This is a genomic window from Rhizobium aethiopicum, assembly GCF_900094625.1.
Classification (GTDB): domain Bacteria; phylum Pseudomonadota; class Alphaproteobacteria; order Rhizobiales; family Rhizobiaceae; genus Rhizobium; species Rhizobium aethiopicum.
The window spans coordinates 99158-117632 of sequence record NZ_FMAJ01000006.1; the positions used below are offsets into that span (position 1 = coordinate 99158).

The window sequence follows — 18475 nt, forward strand, 5'->3', positions numbered from 1 at the left end:
ACTTTTACGCAAGCTTTGACGGCCGTTCATCAGGTCGAGGCGACTGTAGAGCATTGGCGTAAGCAGGGGTAGCATCGCCGGGGAGAAGAGGAGCCGGGTTTAATTCCCCGCGATCATGCATTAGATCAGCTTCCTGTATTCCCCATTGGAAAGATCCCGCCTTGGCCACCTCCACCTTCGATACGCTCCTGCAGAAGATCGAAACCCGCGCGGCGCGTGCCGGCATTATCGGGCTCGGCTATGTCGGCCTGCCGCTGGCGATCGCGGTGGCGCGCAGCGGCTTTGCGGTCACCGGCTTCGACATCGATCCCGGCAAGATGGTGGCGCTCGAAGCCCGCCGCTCCTATATCGACGCCGTCAGCAACGAGGCGCTTGCAACCGAGATCGAGGCGGGCCGGTTCCAGGCGACCACCGATTTCGTCGGCCTTGCCGAATGCGATATCATCATCATCTGCGTGCCGACGCCGCTGACCAAACATCGCGATCCCGACCTTTCTTTCGTCGAGACGACGTCGCGTTCGATCGCTGAGCACCTGCGCCCCGGCCAGCTCGTCGCGCTGGAATCCACCACCTATCCCGGAACCACAGACGATATCGTCAAGGTCATTCTCGAAGGCACCGGCCTCAAATCCGGCGCGGATTTTTTCGTCGGCTTCTCGCCGGAGCGCGAGGACCCCGGCAATCAGCATTACCACACCGCCACCATCCCGAAGGTCGTCGCCGGCGACGGCGCGGAAGCGCTGGCTCTGATGAAGGCCTTCTACGGTGCGGCAGTGTCGACCGTCGTTCCGGTCTCCTCGAATGCGACGGCCGAGGCCGTCAAGCTTACCGAAAACATTTTCCGTTCGGTCAACATCGCCCTCGTCAACGAGTTGAAGACCGTCTACGCGGCGATGGGCATCGACGTCTGGGAAGTGATCGAGGCGGCCAAGACCAAGCCCTTCGGTTACATGCCCTTCTATCCCGGCCCGGGCCTCGGCGGTCATTGCATCCCGATCGATCCCTTCTACCTCACCTGGAAATCGCGCGAATACGAGCTGCCGACCCGCTTCATCGAGCTCGCCGGCGAGATCAATTCGGCGATGCCGCGTTATGTCGTCGGCAAGCTGGCTGAAGCGCTCGACATGCGCGCCGGCAAGGCGCTGAGCCGCAGCCGTGTGCTGGTGCTCGGGCTCGCCTATAAGAAGAACGTCGCCGATATAAGAGAGAGCCCGTCGCTGCGGCTGATCGAGATCATCGAGGAACGAGGCGGCCGGGCCGATTACCACGACCCGTTCGTCGCCGAGATCCCGCCGACGCGTGAGTATCAAGCGCTGAAGGGCCGCAAGTCGGTGACGCTGACGCCGGAGGCGGTGGCCGGCTACGATGCCGTGCTGGTAGCGACCGACCATGACAGCGTGGATTATGCGGCGCTCGCCAAAACTGCGGCGCTGATCGTAGACACCCGCAACGTCTTCAACCGGCTCGGCCTTTCGGCCGATCACATCATCAAGGCTTGACCGAAACGGCCGAAAGCGATTTGCCGGTCATCCGGCTGGCGGCGACGGCATAGCCGCCTGATGCGCCATCGATGAAATGCATGTGGTCGCGCGAGATCGGCGTCGGCACGAAGCAGGTCATCAGCGCCGAGGCCTGGCGATGCAGGCCGTAGCGGGCAATGCCCTTGGCCCGCGCTTCTTCCAGCAGCGTCTCGATCCGTTTCAAGCGGCCGGCGTCGACATCGACCGTCATCTTCAGCCCGTCGTCGAACTTGCGGAAATCGGAATTGCCGGCGACGTCGCCCTTGTAGCGGCGCGCATCGAAGCGGCCGAGCGGAATGCCGAGCTTGTAGCAGAGAACGGTGATGGCGAGCTGCAGAAAGATGATGAGTTTCTGCCGCAGCCGCCTACCGGCCGGCGCGGTGGCCTTGGCCTCGCGATTGATGCCCTTCAGCGAGAAGGCGAATTTCGGGCCATCGGCCGGCACCGGGTGGCTGCCGCGGTTCTGCTCGGCGGTGATGGCGACGATACCGTTGACGAGATCGCGGAACTCTTCGCCCGGCCGGCCTTCGCCGGGCACGGCGATGATCGAGACGATCTCGCCATTCTCGGCTTCGATCGGGCTCCAGCGGCAGGAAAGGCCGGAAAGATCCGGCCGCGTTCCCGGCGCGGCGCGGTCGAGGCCGTAGCGGCCAAGCTTCATCTGTCGTTCCGCCCAGCTCGTGCCGCCGCCCCAGAACATCGCGTAGGTGACATGCGGACTTGCGGAATAGCGCGCGACACGCACGTCGAGCCCCTCTGCGCGGGTATCGGCGACCGGCACGATGGCGATGCGCAGCATCAGACCGAGATCCTCCTCGACCCAGACCTGCACCGCGGCGAGCGCGTCGCGCGCCGTCTTCTCCAGCGAACCCGGCAGCGCGATCAGCGCCCCGTCGCCGCCAAAGACGAAGGGGTAGTCGCCCTGACCGACGGCATTCAGCACAGCCGATATGACGCTGGCGCCGGCCATGTTGACGTCCTTGTAGCGGCCGCCGGCGATCGCCTGCGTCGAGCCGACGATATCGGCAAGCGCCAGCACCCATCCCTCGGGCAGCGGCCGGTAGTTGCCGGCATCGGTCACGCCCTCGAAAGCGCTGAAGAGCGGCACGGTGGCAAAAAATTCTTCGTCGGTCACAATTGTCATGTCAATGAGCTTAGCACAGACCCATGTCGCTGCTGCAACGCCAATTCCCACTTACGGCAATCGACTTGGCAAGGTTTCATGTGTTAGCACGCGCTCACGATTTTCATCACGGATACGGATTTCGATGAGCCGCCTCGACAGCTTCATTCGCCGGTTGACGGCCCAACGCGACATTCTGAACGCAATCACCGATCTGGTCGAAGACATCGAGGGGCCGGTGCTGGAGTTCGGCCTCGGCAACGGCCGCACCTATGATCACCTGCGCGAAAAATTTATGGGCCGCCGCATCATCGCCTTCGACTGGGAAGTCCGCTCCTATTCGGCCTCGACCCCGGAGCCGGAAGACATGGTCACCGGCAATATTCGCGACTCCGGCCAGGCCTTCCTCGGCATCGGCGCGGCCCTCGCCCATGCCGATATTGGTACCGGCCATGACGAGATCGACGCGGTAACGCTGACCTGGCTGCCGCAACTGATGGCCGGCGTGCTCGCCCCGAACGGGATCGCCGTCAGCGGTCTGCCGCTGGAGCATCCGGAGCTCACGGCGCTGCCGCTGCCCGATGGAATCAAGGAAGGGCGGTATTTTCTGTATCGGAGGGTGTGAGCGTTGGTGCCTTGCGCGGAACCGTGATGCCTCCTCAGGCCTTTAGTCGTGTGCCAGCAGCCGAGGCGGTTAGGGCGTCCTCAGAGATGCCGGCTATTTCGGCTGTCGTTGAACATAATCCCCGCTCACGAGGCGCAGGAATAAGCCGCAGCCGAGCGCGCCGTCATTTTTGCCTCGAACTCGGCCGCGATTTTTTCCAGCGTCACACCGCCCAGCCGTCTCAGCAGCAGGGCCTCAGCCTTCTTCATCGCGTCTGCCAGCACGGCATTCACCGCCTGCTCGACCAGACATTGCGGCTGATCGTCGGCGGGGCCGATGGCGAACAGGTGGGGTTCGCCGAGCGCGTTGTAGACGTCGAGCAAGGTGATCTCTGACAAAGGCCGCGCCAGCCTCCAGCCGCCGCCATGGCCTTTTTCCGAGCGCACATAGCCCTCCTCGCGAAGCCCGGCCATGGTGCGGCGGACGACGACGGGATTGGTGTTCAGCATCTTCGCAATCATTTCGGAGGTCGCCGCATCCTGATGCCGATCCATGTGGATCAGCACGTGCAGCATGCGAGAAAGGCGGCTGTCGTTGCGCATGGTTCTATCCTGTCGATCGAGCGCGCAATTATCACAAGTAATTTGTAACAAGACAAGTGACATGAGTATTGACGGCGATTTTCATGTAACTTATGTTGATTCATGAGAGGCAATGTTCAAGGAGTGATCGCATGTCCTACGAAGTCATCGTCATCGGCGGCAATTTTGCCGGCCTGTCGGCAGCCATGCAGCTCACCCGGGCGCGACGGCGGGTTCTGCTCGTCGATGCGGGCAAACCGCGAAACCGGTTTTCGCTCGCCTCGCACGGTTTCCTCGGCCAGGACGGCCAGGCGCCGGCGGCTATCATGGGTGAGGGGAAGAGGCAGCTTTCGCTTTATCCGAACATAACGCTGCGCGACGGCAAGGTTATCCGCGCCCAGAAGGAGGGCGAGGAATTCACAATCGCCATCGAAGGCGGCGGTGAAGAACGCGCTGACCGCCTCATTCTCGCAACCGGCGTCAGCGACACGCTGCCCGACATCCCCGGTCTCAGGGAGCGCTGGGGTCGCTCGGCGCTGCACTGCCCCTATTGCCATGGCTTCGAGGTGAGCGGCGGCGAGCTCGGCGTCCTCGCAAACCATCCGCATTCGGCCCATTCCGCCATGATGATCCCGGACTGGGGCGCGACGACCTTTTTCACCCAGAGCCTGTTCGAGCCCGATGAAGAGCAGCTGGCACGGCTCACCGCCCGCGGCGTACGCATCGAACGCAGCCCTGTCGTGGAGCTATTGGGCGACAGCCCGAAACTCCAAGCGGTGCGCCTCGCCGATGGCCGTACCGTGCCGGTCGACGCCATATTCGTCGCGCCGAAAACGGCGATGGCAAGCCCTATTGCCGAACAGCTCGGCTGCGCCTTCGATGACGGTCCGTTCGGGCCGGTCATCCGCACCGGCGAAAACAAGGAGACCAGCGTCAAGGGCGTCTTCGCCGCCGGCGATGCTGCAAGTTCAATGCACAATGCCACACTCGCCTCCGCCTCGGGCGTGCTCGCCGGCGTGCATTGCCATCAGTCGCTGGTGATGCCGCCGGCCGGATAGGCGCTTGCGACGGCGTCCGAACAGCAACCCAACACGGTTTTAGCAGGAGACTTGTTGCAATTTTTACGTTTGAATTGTAGCTGTCTCCATCGGCACTACTACCAGCGGCAAGACGGCTTCGGAACCTACGGCGCCTACCGCAGGCAGAAATGGGGACATTGCAAATGGGTTTTCTGAAGCCGTTCGAACAGTCTTGAAATATGTGACATTTTCCGGCAGGGCTTCCCGATCGGAGTATTGGTGGTTCATGCTCTTCTATTTGCTGGCGCTGTTCCCACTAGCAATTCTGACCTTTATACTCGCCTTCGCCACCAGCGGGGGTGGAGCGCCGTCGCCGGTTCATTATACCGTGGTGATCTGGATGGTGTTCACACTCACAATCTTTTTACCGCTGGTATCTCTACAGGTTCGCCGCTTCCATGATCGCAACATTTCCGGCTGGTGGTATCTCGCGCTGTTTATCGTGAGCTATGTTCCCTATCTAGCTTTCGTCACAGTCCCGGCGATTATTGTGATTTCCATACTTCCGGGCACGGTAGGGCCGAACAAGTTCGGGCCGGATCCCTTGCATCCCGAAGCGCGCGCAGCGGCCTTTGCCTAGAGCATGCCGATCCGCAACGCCAGACCGCTGGCTCTTTCGCTCGCATTAGATGAAGAATCGCGCCTTCGACCGAATTCCGAAACTAGTGGTTTTGGGGTGCAGCAAATTGGCTTAGGAATTCGCAGGTTTGTATCGCGACCGCAGATTCCGATATAGGGATATAGTAATGAAACTGCGAATTCTTGGCGCTTTGGCGCTTCTTCTTTCGGTTACTGGGCATGTTCAAGCCGGCGATCGCACAACAGTAGCCATGTTCTTTCGTGACGTGACGAAGTCGACATGCGGTTTCAAGATGACGCCAGAATCGGCAATCAAAGCTGCAGCCACTCTTGGAATGTCAGATCTTGTCGGCGAGCCAGTGCTTTCGGCGGTGTTTGCAGTTTGTGAAGAGGTAAAAAAGGGAAACAAAGGCAAAACCATCGAGATCCGGGCTCCCGACAACCGCAAAGTGATGCGGAAGGTCGTCCTTGAAAGGGCCAAGTGGTGGCAAGCATGATGCCGAATTCATCGTCGGCAGCGAAGGTGTGGTTCTGGACACCGCGTTGGAGACACGCTGAGAAGGCTCTAGCGCGGAATCCGTTGCTCCGACATGGCGTGCCGCCAACGATCAGCTTTCAGGATATACGCTACGGCAAAAACAGCACATTGTACTGATCGAACTCATCCGGCAGATCCCGCACCTTCATCTCCTCCTCACGGTCCTCGAAGAGCACGAGACAATCCTCGTAGAAGCCCGACAGCATCGCTATGAAGGTTTTCGTTCCCTCCGGCCCGTAGAAGAGCGGCGTGAACTCCATGTAAAGCGGCACGCGGCGGGCAAGCAGCGGCTGCATCGAGCGGCAGGCGACCGGCTCGTAGCCTTCGATATCCATCCAGACGAGGCCGATGGCGGCCGGGTCGATGGAAAGACCGGCGAGAATTTCGGAGACCGGCTTCACCGGTACGCTGATCTTCCTGTCGCTCGGGCTCTGGCGGATTGCGCTGCTCTTACCGTGATTGTTGAGGTTGAGGAAAAAGTCGATCTCGCCTTCGTGCTCGCCGGCGGCGCAGTTGACGAGCCGGACCTTGTCCTCCAGCCGGTTCTGGCGGATGTTGAGTTCAAGCAGCCGAAAATTGCGCGGATCGGGCTCGACGCTGACGATCTTGATGTAATCGCCACTCAGGGCGAAATAGACCGTCTGGGTGCCGATATTGCCGCCGATCTCGAGCAGCGTCGCGTCCTTTCTGAGAAGACCACGCTCGCGCAGGATGACGATCAGCCGGTCGACGGCGTCGCGCTCGAAATGGCCCTTCCGGAAGACCTTGCGCCCAATATAGTCGGCCGGCGAGAAGGTCATCAGATGATCGCCGGCATCGACCGTCATCGAGACGACGCGCGGGCCGATATTCTCAATCAGCAGGCGGCGGCCGAAGCGCGTGTTGAAGAAGCGCGAGGCGGCTCTGTTGCGCGCCTTGCGCAGCCGGCGGCTCCAGTATTTGGCGGTGAGCCACGGCTTGCGGGGCATTAGTCTGTTCCTTCGAGCGGTTCTGCCGCTTTTTCTCTCGGAATGACATAGACTTTCAAGGGCAGGGCGCGGCCGCGCACGCTGATTTCACGACTTTCGATGCCGGAAAGATCGGCGCCGGCAAGCCTGGCCACCGGCTCTGAGAATACGATCGCCGCGTCGAATTCCTTCGCCGCACTTTCCAGCCGGCTCGCGACATTCACCGTATCGCCGATCGCCGTCATGCTGCGCACCCGGCCATAACCCATCGTGCCGACGACGGCCGGGCCGGTATGAATTCCGATGGCGATGCGCAGCGGCAGCGTCAGTTCCTCGGCGAGCTCGGCTGCCAGTTTCTCGATCCCGGCGACGATCGTCGCCGCCGCGTCGAGCGCCTGGCGGCAGGCCGCCTCCGGTGCGGCGGTGAGGCCGAAGAGCGCCATGGCGCCGTCGCCGATGAACTTGTCGAGCCGCCCGCCCGCCTGTTCCACCGCTTTGCCGATGATGGCGAAATAGCGGTTCAGCAGGAAGACGACGTCGAAGGGCAGTCGCGTTTCCGTCAGCGTGGTGAAATGACGGATATCGACGAAGAGCACGACGATCTCACGCTCGCGGCCGGGGCTCGTCTCCTGGCTGTTGGCGGGAAGTGCGGTTTCGATGGCCGGCACGAGAAGAGGCGCGACCGCGACGTCGGCATTCGGCCGAAGCTGGCAGGCGAGCCGGACGTCAGGGCCGGCATTGATGCGCCGCAGCGTCGTCTGTTCCATCTTGTCGGGGAGCGGCAGATGTTCGTAGTCGCCGAGAATCTGCACCCGGCAGGTCGAGCACTGGCCCTTGCCGCCGCAGACGGAATAATGCGGCAGGCCGCCGAGTCGGCTCGCTTCCAGCACCGTAAAGCCACGCGGCACGCGGATCACCTCACCGCCCGGATAATGCACCGCCACCTGGTCAAGGCGCTCCTTCAGCCTGCGCCGGGCGCGGGCGGCAACGACGGCGAGAAGCGAGACCGAGAAGGCGCCGTAGAGCCCGGCGCGCACCATGGCGATCTGGCTGCGGATCTCGGGGTCGGTCAGATAGTGGGCGTTGAGGTTCACCTCATAAGGATTGGTCGTCAGCTGATAGGAGGGGTCGGCCAGCGTGCGGCCCATCTGGACGAAGCCGAGAAGCGAGAGCACCGGTATGAGGATCGCCAGCGCGAGCAGCAGCGCCGAGAGATCGGCGTACCACGCGCGGTAGCGCAGCCAGAAATGGATGCCGATACAGCCGTGAATCCAGACCGCAAGGACGGCGAGAGCCTGCCGCATGCCTGTCGACGGCGACTTGATCCATTGCAGCTCGACTATCGTCTCGTAATCGTCGATATAGCCGTAGAGTTCATGGGCAATGCGTGTGCCGATGACGTGATCGATCAGAAGCAGCGGGATCAGCAGCCCAAGCACGATCTGCGCCGTTTCCCCTTTTGGCATGACCAGGCTGCGGCGCATATAGATGGCGCGCAGCACCAGCGCCATATGGATCAGCACCGAGGCGTAGAAGAGCGTGGTGCCGACCGGATTGCGCCAGACGGCCATGAAAAGATGACGGGCCTTGTCGGTGGCGGCGAGCGAAATCAGCCCCAGCGCATGGTTCGACAGATGCAATAGGACGAAGACGAAGATGACGAGGCCGGAGCCGAGCCTTGCCCTTCTTATCGAGCGTTCCGAAAAAATCCTTGTGGCCGAGACCGTCGTCATCATTCCCGTTCTTGTCGATATCAGTTGGGGCCCATAGAGATCGGGAAAAGGCGGAATTGCTTCTATTGCGATCACATTCCATATGCTTATGCGCAAGTTTTCGGCAAAGCAGCAATAACGGATTTTTCGCCGTCGGACACGATGGCTGCAAACCATGTGTGACTTTAGTGCGGCGTCATGCTTCATCCGGCTGATTTGATTATGAATTCGAGTTATCTATGATTGCCCCTGAATGCCGATTGAAAACGGTGTGTCTACCTGAGGGATGCGAATGCGGATCGCCTTCTATGCGCCGATGAAATCGCCGAACCATCCGGTGCCCTCCGGCGACCGGTTGATGGCGCGGCTGTTGATCCGGGCATTGGAGCTTGCCGGACATCAGGTCGTGGTCATCTCCGAGTTTCGCACCCATGCCGCGACACCCGAAGCGGCAGCGGCGCTCGAACCTGCCATCTCAGCCGAGCTGGAACGGCTACGGTTGTCATGGAGATCCGAGCCTCGACCGGAGCTCTGGTTCTGCTACCACCCCTATTACAAATCGCCCGATCCTTTCGGGCCGGTGATCTCGGCCGAATTCGCCATTCCCTATGTCACCGCCGAGGCCTCTTATGCGGCAAAACGCGACAAGACCGGCTGGGCGGCCCGGCAGAAGCGCGTGGGCGAGGCGGTCATGCGGGCGGCGGTGAATATCAGCTTCACCGAGCGTGACCGGGCCGGGCTTTGCGCCGCCTTTCCGCAGGCCCGACTTGCGGCTCTCAAACCCTTCATCGATCCGGTGCCGTTCGAGGCCGTGTCGCCGGCGCCCGATCCGATCCGGTTGATGACGGTCGCGATGATGCGGGCCGGCGACAAAATGGAAAGTTATGCGATGCTCGCAGAAGCATTGCGGCTGATCGAAGACCGGCCATGGACCCTTTCGCTCATTGGCGACGGGCCGATGCGCCAGGAGGTGGAGGCGCTGTTTGCCGGGTTTGCCGGCCGCATCGAATGGCTGGGCCAGCAAGGTGAGGCCGAGATCGCCGGCTTGCTCGCGCGCGGCGGCGTCTATGTCTGGCCCGGCTGCGGCGAGGCCTATGGCCTTGCCTATCTCGAAGCCCAAGCCGCCGGCCTGCCTGTCGTAGCGCAGCAAACGGCGGGCGTGCCCGCCGTGGTCGAGGCCGGGGTGACCGGGCTGCTGACGCCGGAAGGCGATGTCACCGCCTATGCCGGGGCCGTCGCGGCCCTGCTCGCCGACGAAAAAAAGCGCGAAGCGATGGGTGAGGCGGCGCGGCGCTTCGTGCTGGAGGAGCGTTCGCTTGCGACGGCTGCCCGGGCCTTGGACGAAATTCTGCGCAACAGCGCAGCAACAGGGGTGAGGTGATGAACGAAGCGATGAGCTGGGAACCGCTGCACCGCGAGCTCGACCGCTGGCGGGCTGCCGGCCGCGTGGCGCGGTTCTGGCTGCGGGACGACGATGCCGTCGAGCCGACGCCCGATCTGGAGCGGCTGCTGGTGCTGACCGGCGAGAACGGGATACCGCTGACGCTTGCCGTTATTCCCGGCTTGACCGGCGAGGCCTTGGCTGCGCGGCTGGCGGAGGAGGCGGGCGTCAGCGTTGCCGTGCATGGCTGGTCCCACACCAACCACGCCGGGCCTGAGCGCAAGAAGCAGGAACTCGGTGGGGAACGGCCGGCCGAGGTGGTGCTCGGCGAGCTGCGTGAAGGATTGCAGCGCCTGGAACGGCTGCATCCCGCCCGTTTCCTGCCGGTGCTGGTGCCGCCATGGAACAGGATCGACGCCACCCTCATCCCGGCATTGCCCCAACTCTCCTTCGCCGCGCTTTCGGTTTACGGGCGGGCAAGAGAGGGCGGGCCGATCCCGTTTCTCAACACCCATGTCGACATTATCGACTGGCACGGCACCCGTGGCGGTCGCAGGGAGGAGGAACTTGTGGCCGAGTTGGTCGCTGAGCTCGGCGACAGGTTTGCCGGTAACGACGAGCCCATCGGCCTTCTCACTCACCATCTGGTGCATGATGAGGTGGCCTGGGATTTCCTCTCGGCCTTGTTTGCGGCGACCGGTCGGCATCCCGCCGCCCAATGGTTGCCGGCGCCGGCGCTTCTCAAAGCCCGAAGCGTGGTGCATCAAACTTGATTATACGCCGCGGGCGACATTGCAATTAAAGCCGTCGATCAGCCTGTATGAACGCGTCCGAGGAAGTCCCGCGTGAGTGCTGCGACTTCCTCCAGATGCGTCTCGAGCAGCCAATGCCCGCCGTCGAGCAGATGCAGTTCGGCATCCGGCAAATCGCGGAGATAGGCTCGTGCCGATTTTTCCGGCATATAGTGGTCGTTCGGCCCCCAGACGATCAAGGTCGGCGGGCTGTTTTCCCGGAGATATTTCCGGTGCTCGGGAAACCAGGCGCGGTTCTCCTTCAGTCCGGCGATCAGGTCGATGGCGATTTCCTTGCGCCGCGGCGTGATCAGTGACCAGTGCAGCCTCCAGAGATCCGGCGGGATGGTGTCGGCCAGAGGCGGCGACAGGTCGTTGAGGAATTCCTCCCTGAAAGTCTCCTCGCTGATCGCATCCGCCAGCGCCTTCCTCATTTCTGCCCGCGGTAGCGTCCAGGTCGCCTCGATATCCTTATATTTCGCGCCGAGGGCGTCCTCGTAGGGGATATCGCCGTTCTGGATGATCAGCGCCGCGATGCGTTTGGGGTTTCTGATCGCCAGTCGCGCTCCGATCGGCGAGCCGAAATCATGGAGGTAAAGGGCGAAGCGGTCGATTTCGACCGCGCCGGTGAAGGCCTCCAGCCAGGCGGCATAGCCATCGAAGCTGTAGTCGAAATCGTCAGGCGTGCCGCTGTAGCCGGCGCCCGGAAAATCCGGTGCAATCAGGCGCCAGCGGTCGCCAAGGCGCGGCATGAGATTGCGAAATTCATAGGACGAGCAGGGATAGCCGTGCGGCAGCAACAGGACCGGCGCCTCCTGCGGACCGGCCTCGCGGTAAAACGTCTCGATGCCTGCGACCGTGACAAAGCGATGCCGGACGAGAGCCGCCGCCTTCACTTCCGGTCCTCCTGATATTGCTCGGCGCCCTCCACCGGTCGCAGCCACGCTTCGCGGCGTTTGATCCAGAGTTCGTAGCGCGGCACCAAGGGCGTCGGCGCCTCAGAGAGGGCGCCGAGCTTGATTTCCGCCTCTTCGTCATCGGCGGAAAACAGACGCGAACCGCAGCCGGTGCAGAAGCGTCGGCCGTGGAATTCGGCCGTTTCGCCGGAATGTTCGAACTGGCCGGCGGGCCAGATGCCGTAGAAGGTGAAGGCCGAACCGCTTTCTTTCCGGCAGTCGGTGCAATGACAGATGCCGACGCGCAAGGGTTCGCCTCTTACAGAAAGCTTCACCTGCCCGCAAAGGCATTGTCCGGAAAACACACTCATGGTCGAGACCCCGTTTCATCGATCTGCGCTGCCGGGGAAACGGTCAGGGCCGGCATCTGTTCCGTCAGCAAGGCACGAACGGGCCGGCACCTGATTGCGCGGGCGCAGCGCCTAAATCACAACGGTCTGGTTGTCGCGGGCGGCGAAGGCGCCGGGGAAAGCGGCCTCCGCTTGCGCTTCCATCTCGGCCAGCTGTTCGTCCGTGCGGGAGGGGGCGTGGTGGAACAGGGCGAAGCGTTTAGCGCCTGCCATCCTGGCGAGCTCGGTGCCGTGCTCCCAGGTCGAATGGCCGAAGCCCTTGAAGCGCTGCATTTCGTCTTCATTGTAGGTGCAGTCGTAGACGACGAGATCGGCACCCTGCATCATCTCCAGGGAGACAGGATCATAGCTGCCGGGAATATGTTCGATGTCGTAGATGAGAGCGATCGAACGACCCTGCCACTCGATGCGGTAGCCGATGGCGCCGCCCGGATGGTTCAGCGTGAATGTCCTGATCTTGATGCCCTCATGCGGGGTCAGAACCTGACCGGAATGGAAATCGCGGAAGTTCATCGTCGCCTGACAGATGTCGGTCTTGACCGGAAACCAGGGCGGGCTGATGAATTGCTCGACCATTTCCCTTGTGCTCATCTTGCCGTCGAGATGGCCGGACCAGATGTTGACGTTGATCGAAGGATAATAGATCGCCTTGAAGAACGGCAGGCCGATGATGTGGTCGTAGTGGCAGTGGCTGAAGAACAGATCAACGTCACTGACGCCGTCGGCAAGCAGCGATAGCCCTGCCTCTCGCAGGCCGGAGCCGGCGTCGAAAAGCATCCGATGTTTTCCGCAGCGAATCTCGATGCAGGAGGTATTGCCGCCGTAGCGGTCGAATTCGGGGCCTGATACGGGAATACTGCCGCGGACACCCCAAAATTTAACTTGAAACAGTTCTGTCGTCATCGTTTTTCAAACCGGCCTTCCCGCATCGCCATCGTAATCATAGTTCATCCCGATGCGAAGCAGCAGAATTCCACGAGTTTGCCTGCGCCCCCTTTCAATCTCCTAACCGCTAGCGGAAGAAGAAGTATATTCTCCTAAGCAATCGGCTTTCGCTTCGGAAAGCAACCCAATATGGTTGGTTTTCGGTAAATGGTCTGCTCGGGCGGGGCGTTTTCCGCAAGTCATGTCTATTAGATGGTTGCGCGCGATCGAAAAAACAATTGCCGCCATATTGCGTCGAATCCACGCCCTTCGGCTCTGCCGCCGCCAGGACTTCGGGCTGCCATCTCAGCCGTTACCAAGTCTCTGGATATTGCCCATCAGCTCTTTCGCCAGCCGCAGGCTGGCGGCGGTCGCCATCGTCATCTCGGGCAGGAGCAGCCATTCGAGTGTCCAGGCGGCACCCGAGCGTTCCTGTTCGTGGACGAGGGACTGGTGGATGCCCGATAGGACCGTGGCATTGAAACGGGCGAGCGAGACCAGAACTTCGGCGGCAACCGGGTTCTGCTTGTGTGCCATCGCCGAAGAGGTGCCGCCGCCTGAGATCTCGATCTCGCCGCCTATCTCGGCGAGCAGGGCGATATCCTGCCCCATCTTGCCGAGGCTGCCGGAGATCGATGCGAACAGGCCGGCGATATCGGCGATCGGCAGACGCGCGCTCTGCCACTGCCTAGTGTCGGTGAGGCCGAGCTCCTGGGCGAGCGAAGCACGCACGGCCGCAGCCTGCGGTCCAAGCTTGTCGAGCGTGCCGGCGGCGCCTCCGAACTGGACGGGGAAGCTCTGCTCGGTCAGGCGGTCCCGATAGGTCGCGAGCGGCGCGCGCCAAGCGTCGAGACGGTCGGAGACGGTAATCGGGATCGCCGCCTGCATACGGGTATGGCCCATCAGGCGGTTGCCGCCGAACCGCCGGTCGAACCCATCGAGCGCCGCGACTATCGCCGAGAGCCGGCCAGCAAACAGGAAGACCACCGCTTTCAGACGGATCATCAGGCTGGTGTCGATCACATCCTGGCTGGTGGCGCCGAGATGCAGGTTTTTACCGGCTTCCTCGCCGACCGCGGCGCGCAGCTGCTTGACGAGGTCGGGGACAACGACACCGTCTTTTGCCGTGGCCGAGCGAAGGCTGGTGAGATTCGGAGAAAAATCGGCGCAGGCTTGGGCAATCTTCCTTGCGGCTTCGCCGGGGATGAGGCCGTGCACAGCTTCGGCCCTGGCGAGCGCGGCCTCGAAGGATAGCATGGCGCGAATATCGGCTTCGGCGGAGAAGTAAGGCGCGATTTCATCGTCGCCAACGAGGCCGGAAAGGAAGGGGTGGTCGAAGGGTGATGCGGTCATCATTTGCTCGTTGTGGTGGTGGCCCCTTCATCCGGCTTCCTCCACCTTCTCCCCGTTGGGGAGAAGGGGACTCGGGGCGATCTCGCGTGGCACTATTCCCCTCTCCCCAGCGGGAAGAGGGCAGGGTGAGGGGGCCACTTGCGCGAAGCTCTCCGAATAAATAGCCCGCCTATCCCTCAAATATCCAGAAACACGGTCTCCTTCGGCCCCTGCAGATGGATGTCGAAATGACAGGTCGCGTCGTCGCGGGTGGCGACCATGGTTGCGACGCGCTCGCGATGTTCGATGCGGGACAGCAGCGGGTCGCTGGCGTTGGCTTCCGTCTCCTCCGGGAAATACATGCGGGTATGCAGGCCGATATTGATGCCGCGAGCGACGATCCAGAGGGTGATGTGCGGAGCCTGTCTGCGGCCGTCCTTGAAGGGAACGGGGCCGGGTTTGATAGTTTCGAAGCTGTAGATACCGTCTTCGGCGCGAGTCGGACAGCGGCCCCAGCCGGCAAAATTCGGATCGGCGGCGCCGCGCGTTTCCGAGGGGCTGTTGTAAAGGCCGGCGCTGTCGGCCTGCCAGATCTCGACGACGGCGTCGCGCACCAGGGCGCCAGCGCCGTCGAAAATGCGGCCGGTGACGGTGATGCGTTCGCCGAGCGTTTTGTCGTTGACCATCTGCGCGCCCAGATCGCAGTCATAGACGCCCGTTATGTCGCAGAAATTCGGCGTCAGGCCGATATGGACGTAAGGACCTGCCGTCTGCGACGGGGTTTCCTTGAGATAACCGAGCTGCTGCATGGTCAGTTGCCCTCCAGCCTGTTTTCGAACATCGTCGAGCGGCGGCCGCGCAGCACGATATCGAATTTATAGGCACGTGAATCCATCGGAATGGTGTTGCCCCAGTCGAGCGGCGCGATCAGCTGCTCGATCGCCGCCTTGTCGGGGATGGTGCCGACGATCGGACATTTCCAGATCATCGGATCGCCCTCGAAATACATCTGGGTGATCAGGCGCTGGGCAAAGCCGTGGCCGAAGATCGAGAAATGGATATGGGCGGGGCGCCAGTCGTTGACGCCGTTCGGCCAGGGATAGGCGCCGGGCCGCACGGTGCGGAAATGGTAGCGGCCCTCCTCATCGGTGATGGCGCGACCGCAGCCGCCGAAATTCGGGTCGATCGCCGCCAGATAGGTTTCCTTCTTGTGGCGGTAGCGGCCGCCGGCATTGGCCTGCCAGAATTCGACCAGCGCGCCGGCCACCGGCTTGGCGCGCTCGTCGAGCACACGGCCGTGGACGATGATACGCTCGCCGATGGCGCTTTCGCCGGGCCGCGCATAATTCAGGATCAGGTCGTTGTCGAGTTCGCCGATGATCGAATGGCCGAAGACCGGGCCGGTCGTTTCGGAGATCGTGCCGTCGAGCGACAGCAGCGCGCGCTGCGGCGCGCGCAGCACCGAGGTTTTGTAGCCGGGGGTCAGCGCCGGCGCGTGCCAGGCGCGGTCGCGGGCGAAGAAGGCGCCGGTCTCCGGCTTGCTGTTTGCGCGTTCGGACATGTCTCCCCCTCAGGCCGCCTTTTCGGCGTCCATCTCTGCAAAGGCCTGCTTGGCAATCTTGATGGCGTGATTGGCGGCGGGAACGCCGGCATAGATCGCCACATGTAACAGCGCCTCGCAGATATCCTCGCGGCTCGCACCGGTATTGGCAGTGGCGCGCACATGCATGGCGACCTCCTCATCCTGACCGAGTGCTGCGAGCAGGGCGATGGTGACGATCGAACGCTCGCGCTTGGTCAGCGCCGGACGCGACCAGACATGCCCCCAGGCGGCCTCGGTGATCAACTCCTGGAACGGGCGGTCGAAGCCAGTCTCGGCGGCAGCGGCGCGGTCGACATGGGCGTCGCCGAGCACGGCGCGGCGGGTCGCCATGCCTTGTCGGTAGCGTTCGGAGGGGGAGGCGGTCTCGTTCATGGGCTGCTTTCTCCAGGCGAAATCGATGTGAGGAAGGCGCGCAGAATCGCCGTCAGCGCCTCCGGCTGCTCGACGCAGGGAATATGGGCGCAATCGCGGATGACCTCGTAACGGGCGCCCGGGATCAGCCGCGCCGCGGAAAGCACCAGATCGGGCGGCGTCGAGCCGTCCTGGTCGCCGACGATGCAGATTGCGGGCACGGCGATCGACTTGGCCGCTTCGGTGAGATCTGCGTCGCGGATCGCTTCGCAGGCGGCGACATAACCCTCGACGGGCTGGCGTGTCAGCATGTTGCAATAGCCGGAATAGGCGGTGTTCTCGGGCCGGCGGAAGGCCGGCGTGAACCAGCGTTCCATCACGGCGTCGACGATGCTGCCGATGCCCTTGTCTTCGACGGCGGCGATGCGGGCGTTCCAGCTCTCAGCCGTGCCGATCTTATGGGCGGTGTCGCAAAGAATGAGAGCGCCGACGAGGTCCGGCCGTCGCTGCGTCAGCGACTGGGCGATGAGGCCGCCGACCGAGAGACCGCAGATGACGGCGTTCTTAACCGACAGCAGATCGAGCAGGCCGGCGAGATCGGTCGCATGGTCCTCGATCGACGAGGGCAGCTGGCCGACGTCGGAAAGGCCGTGGCCGCGTTTATCGTAAAGCACGACGGCATAATCGCCGGCAAGCCGCACCACGACATCGCGCCAGATGCGGAAATCCGTCCCGAGCGAATTGATGAAGACTATCACCGGCCGGTCGGGGGGCGCGCCGATGAGCTGATAATGGATCGTCGCGTCGTTTATGCGGGCGAATTGCACGTCGCTCTCCTCGCTCTTTGGGTCGCCATGGTCGGTCGTGAGTCCCAGCTGCCCGATTCGCGCCAATGACTGCCCCTCACCCTAACCCTCTCCCGGTAAACGGGGCGAGGGGACGTGCCCAACGCAACGTTGAGAGGGAGAAAGTCGGTGCGGCATGTCCCTTCTCCCCGCGAGCGGGGAGAAGGTGGCGGCAGCCGGATGAGGGGCTGGCTCACGTAGCGTTCCACTCGCAAAACTGAATGGTTGATCCGGTTAAGTAAAATGATATTTTAAGGCATTTCAATAACCAGAGAGTTATGGAAGCGATGATCGACAGCCGCGTCAAGTTTCGCCATCTGCAAACCTTTGTCGAGGTGGCGCGACAAAAAAGCGTCATGAAGGCGGCGGAACTGCTGCATGTCAGCCAGCCGGCGGTGACGAAGACGATCCGTGAACTGGAACAGGTGCTCGGCGTCGACGTCTTCGAGCGCGACGGCCGCGGCATTAAGATCACCCGGTATGGCGAGGTTTTCCTGCGGCACGCCGGCGCGGCGCTGACGGCGTTGCGCCAGGGTCTCGATTCCGTCTCGCAGGAGCAGTTCGCCGACGCGCCGCCGATCCGCATCGGCGCCCTGCCGACGGTGTCATCGCGCATCATGCCGCGGGCGATGGAGCTCTTCCTCAAGGAGAAAACCTGGAGCCGGGTGAAGATCGTCACCGGCGAGAACGCCGTGCTGCTGGAAGAGCTTCGCGTCGGCGACCTCGACCTGGTCGTCGGGCGCCTCGCCGGCGCCGAAAAGATGGCGGGTTTTTCCTTCGAGCATCTTTATTCCGAACAGGTGGTGTTTGCCGTGCGCCCCGGCCACCCACTGCTGAACGGCCGGCAGTCGCTGTTTGCAGGTTTCGCCGACTATACGGTGCTGATGCCGACACGCGGCTCGATCATCCGGCCGGTCGTCGAAAATTTCCTGATCGCCAATGGCGTCTCCAGCCTGCCGAACCAGATCGAGACGGTGTCGGATTCCTTCGGTCGCGCCTTCCTCAGGGCAAGTGATGCGATCTGGATCATTTCCAACGGGGTGGTGTCAGGCGATGTCGCCGATGGACGGCTGGTGCTGCTGCCGGTGGATACCGGCGAAACCAAGGGGCCGGTCGGGCTGACGATGCGCGCCGATGCCGTGCCGTCGGCACCGCAATCGATCTTGATGCAGACGATCCGGGAAGCGGCTGCGCAGCTTTCCTGACGTCGCCTCTTCCAATTCACTTGCCGGATGCCTAGATTTGGACTAAATCTAGTT

The 18475-nt window shown here is 62.5% G+C and carries 20 protein-coding genes; 8 read left to right on the forward strand and 12 right to left on the reverse strand.

What is annotated here, in order from left to right; genetic code table 11:
- The first annotated feature begins 161 nt into the window (after positions 1-161).
- Positions 162-1499 (forward strand): nucleotide sugar dehydrogenase, encoded by a 1338-nt coding sequence (locus tag GA0061105_RS14655; RefSeq protein ID WP_064695597.1) that lies wholly within the window; start codon positions 162-164, stop codon positions 1497-1499.
- On the opposite strand, the gene GA0061105_RS14660 is transcribed toward GA0061105_RS14655, so the two are convergent.
- Positions 1489-2664: a DUF3095 domain-containing protein gene (locus GA0061105_RS14660; protein ID WP_092751042.1), complete on the reverse strand. Its 1176-nt coding sequence runs from the start codon at positions 2662-2664 to the stop codon at positions 1489-1491. The two genes, GA0061105_RS14655 and GA0061105_RS14660, sit on opposite strands and share 11 nt — an antisense overlap.
- A gap of 124 nt (positions 2665-2788) precedes the next feature.
- Here GA0061105_RS14660 and GA0061105_RS14665 point away from each other — a divergent pair, with 124 nt between their 5' ends.
- The gene (locus GA0061105_RS14665) at positions 2789-3268 is read left to right on the forward strand and encodes a class I SAM-dependent methyltransferase (protein ID WP_064695595.1); all 480 of its coding nucleotides are present in this window, start codon (positions 2789-2791) and stop codon (positions 3266-3268) included.
- A gap of 125 nt (positions 3269-3393) precedes the next feature.
- On the opposite strand, the gene GA0061105_RS14670 is transcribed toward GA0061105_RS14665, so the two are convergent.
- A complete protein-coding gene (locus GA0061105_RS14670; RefSeq protein WP_064695594.1) occupies positions 3394-3849 on the reverse strand; it encodes an Rrf2 family transcriptional regulator in 456 nt (151 codons plus the stop codon).
- A gap of 131 nt (positions 3850-3980) precedes the next feature.
- Here GA0061105_RS14670 and GA0061105_RS14675 point away from each other — a divergent pair, with 131 nt between their 5' ends.
- The 3 genes from GA0061105_RS14675 to GA0061105_RS14685 all read left to right on the forward strand — a co-directional run bounded on the left by GA0061105_RS14675 (position 3981) and on the right by GA0061105_RS14685 (position 5983).
- Entirely contained in the window at positions 3981-4886 is a 906-nt protein-coding gene (locus GA0061105_RS14675) for an NAD(P)/FAD-dependent oxidoreductase (RefSeq protein WP_064695593.1), read from the forward strand.
- Positions 4887-5133: 247 nt separating this feature from the next.
- Positions 5134-5487 (forward strand): DUF805 domain-containing protein, encoded by a 354-nt coding sequence (locus tag GA0061105_RS14680; RefSeq protein ID WP_245304350.1) that lies wholly within the window; start codon positions 5134-5136, stop codon positions 5485-5487.
- Positions 5488-5653: 166 nt separating this feature from the next.
- Complete coding sequence (locus GA0061105_RS14685) at positions 5654-5983, forward strand: hypothetical protein (protein WP_092751046.1); 330 nt, start codon at positions 5654-5656, stop codon at positions 5981-5983.
- Between the two features lie 130 nt (positions 5984-6113).
- Here the strand turns inward: GA0061105_RS14685 and GA0061105_RS14690 are convergent, their stop codons facing one another.
- Both GA0061105_RS14690 and GA0061105_RS14695 read right to left on the reverse strand, forming a co-directional pair.
- Positions 6114-6992 carry an FkbM family methyltransferase gene (locus tag GA0061105_RS14690; RefSeq protein WP_092751048.1) on the reverse strand — a complete coding sequence of 293 codons (879 nt, stop codon included), beginning with the start codon at positions 6990-6992 and terminating at the stop codon, positions 6114-6116.
- Positions 6992-8704 (reverse strand): adenylate/guanylate cyclase domain-containing protein, encoded by a 1713-nt coding sequence (locus GA0061105_RS14695; RefSeq protein WP_092751428.1) that lies wholly within the window; start codon positions 8702-8704, stop codon positions 6992-6994. The genes GA0061105_RS14690 and GA0061105_RS14695 overlap by 1 nt, the downstream gene beginning before the upstream one ends.
- A gap of 271 nt (positions 8705-8975) precedes the next feature.
- Here GA0061105_RS14695 and GA0061105_RS14700 point away from each other — a divergent pair, with 271 nt between their 5' ends.
- Positions 8976-10064 (forward strand): glycosyltransferase family 4 protein, encoded by a 1089-nt coding sequence (locus tag GA0061105_RS14700; RefSeq protein ID WP_092751050.1) that lies wholly within the window; start codon positions 8976-8978, stop codon positions 10062-10064.
- The gene (locus tag GA0061105_RS14705; RefSeq protein ID WP_092751052.1) at positions 10064-10837 is read left to right on the forward strand and encodes a polysaccharide deacetylase family protein; all 774 of its coding nucleotides are present in this window, start codon (positions 10064-10066) and stop codon (positions 10835-10837) included. Before GA0061105_RS14700 ends, GA0061105_RS14705 begins: the two co-directional genes overlap by 1 nt.
- A 38-nt stretch (positions 10838-10875) precedes the next feature.
- Here the strand turns inward: GA0061105_RS14705 and GA0061105_RS14710 are convergent, their stop codons facing one another.
- From GA0061105_RS14710 to pcaD, 8 genes are all read right to left on the reverse strand, one after another.
- The gene (locus GA0061105_RS14710) at positions 10876-11751 is read right to left on the reverse strand and encodes an alpha/beta fold hydrolase (RefSeq protein ID WP_092751054.1); all 876 of its coding nucleotides are present in this window, start codon (positions 11749-11751) and stop codon (positions 10876-10878) included.
- Positions 11748-12122 carry a GFA family protein gene (locus GA0061105_RS14715; protein ID WP_064695589.1) on the reverse strand — a complete coding sequence of 125 codons (375 nt, stop codon included), beginning with the start codon at positions 12120-12122 and terminating at the stop codon, positions 11748-11750. Before GA0061105_RS14715 ends, GA0061105_RS14710 begins: the two co-directional genes overlap by 4 nt.
- Before the next feature lie 111 nt (positions 12123-12233).
- Positions 12234-13064 (reverse strand): MBL fold metallo-hydrolase, encoded by an 831-nt coding sequence (locus GA0061105_RS14720; protein ID WP_092751056.1) that lies wholly within the window; start codon positions 13062-13064, stop codon positions 12234-12236.
- A gap of 327 nt (positions 13065-13391) precedes the next feature.
- A complete protein-coding gene (locus tag GA0061105_RS14725) occupies positions 13392-14438 on the reverse strand; it encodes a 3-carboxy-cis,cis-muconate cycloisomerase (protein ID WP_092751430.1) in 1047 nt (348 codons plus the stop codon).
- A gap of 176 nt (positions 14439-14614) precedes the next feature.
- Positions 14615-15226, reverse strand: coding sequence for a protocatechuate 3,4-dioxygenase subunit alpha (pcaG, locus tag GA0061105_RS14730; protein WP_092751058.1), 612 nt, complete (start codon positions 15224-15226; stop codon positions 14615-14617).
- A 2-nt stretch (positions 15227-15228) separates the two neighbouring features.
- Entirely contained in the window at positions 15229-15978 is a 750-nt protein-coding gene (pcaH, locus tag GA0061105_RS14735) for a protocatechuate 3,4-dioxygenase subunit beta (protein WP_064808128.1), read from the reverse strand.
- Positions 15979-15987: 9 nt separating this feature from the next.
- On the reverse strand, positions 15988-16392 hold the full coding sequence (gene pcaC, locus GA0061105_RS14740; protein WP_064695584.1) for a 4-carboxymuconolactone decarboxylase: 405 nt from the start codon (positions 16390-16392) through the stop codon (positions 15988-15990).
- Entirely contained in the window at positions 16389-17198 is an 810-nt protein-coding gene (pcaD, locus tag GA0061105_RS14745; RefSeq protein ID WP_092751060.1) for a 3-oxoadipate enol-lactonase, read from the reverse strand. Before pcaD ends, pcaC begins: the two co-directional genes overlap by 4 nt.
- A 305-nt stretch (positions 17199-17503) precedes the next feature.
- On the opposite strand from pcaD, the gene pcaQ reads away from it, so the two are divergent.
- Positions 17504-18421 carry a pca operon transcription factor PcaQ gene (gene pcaQ / locus GA0061105_RS14755; protein WP_092751432.1) on the forward strand — a complete coding sequence of 306 codons (918 nt, stop codon included), beginning with the start codon at positions 17504-17506 and terminating at the stop codon, positions 18419-18421.
- The last annotated feature ends 54 nt before the right edge of the window (positions 18422-18475 follow it).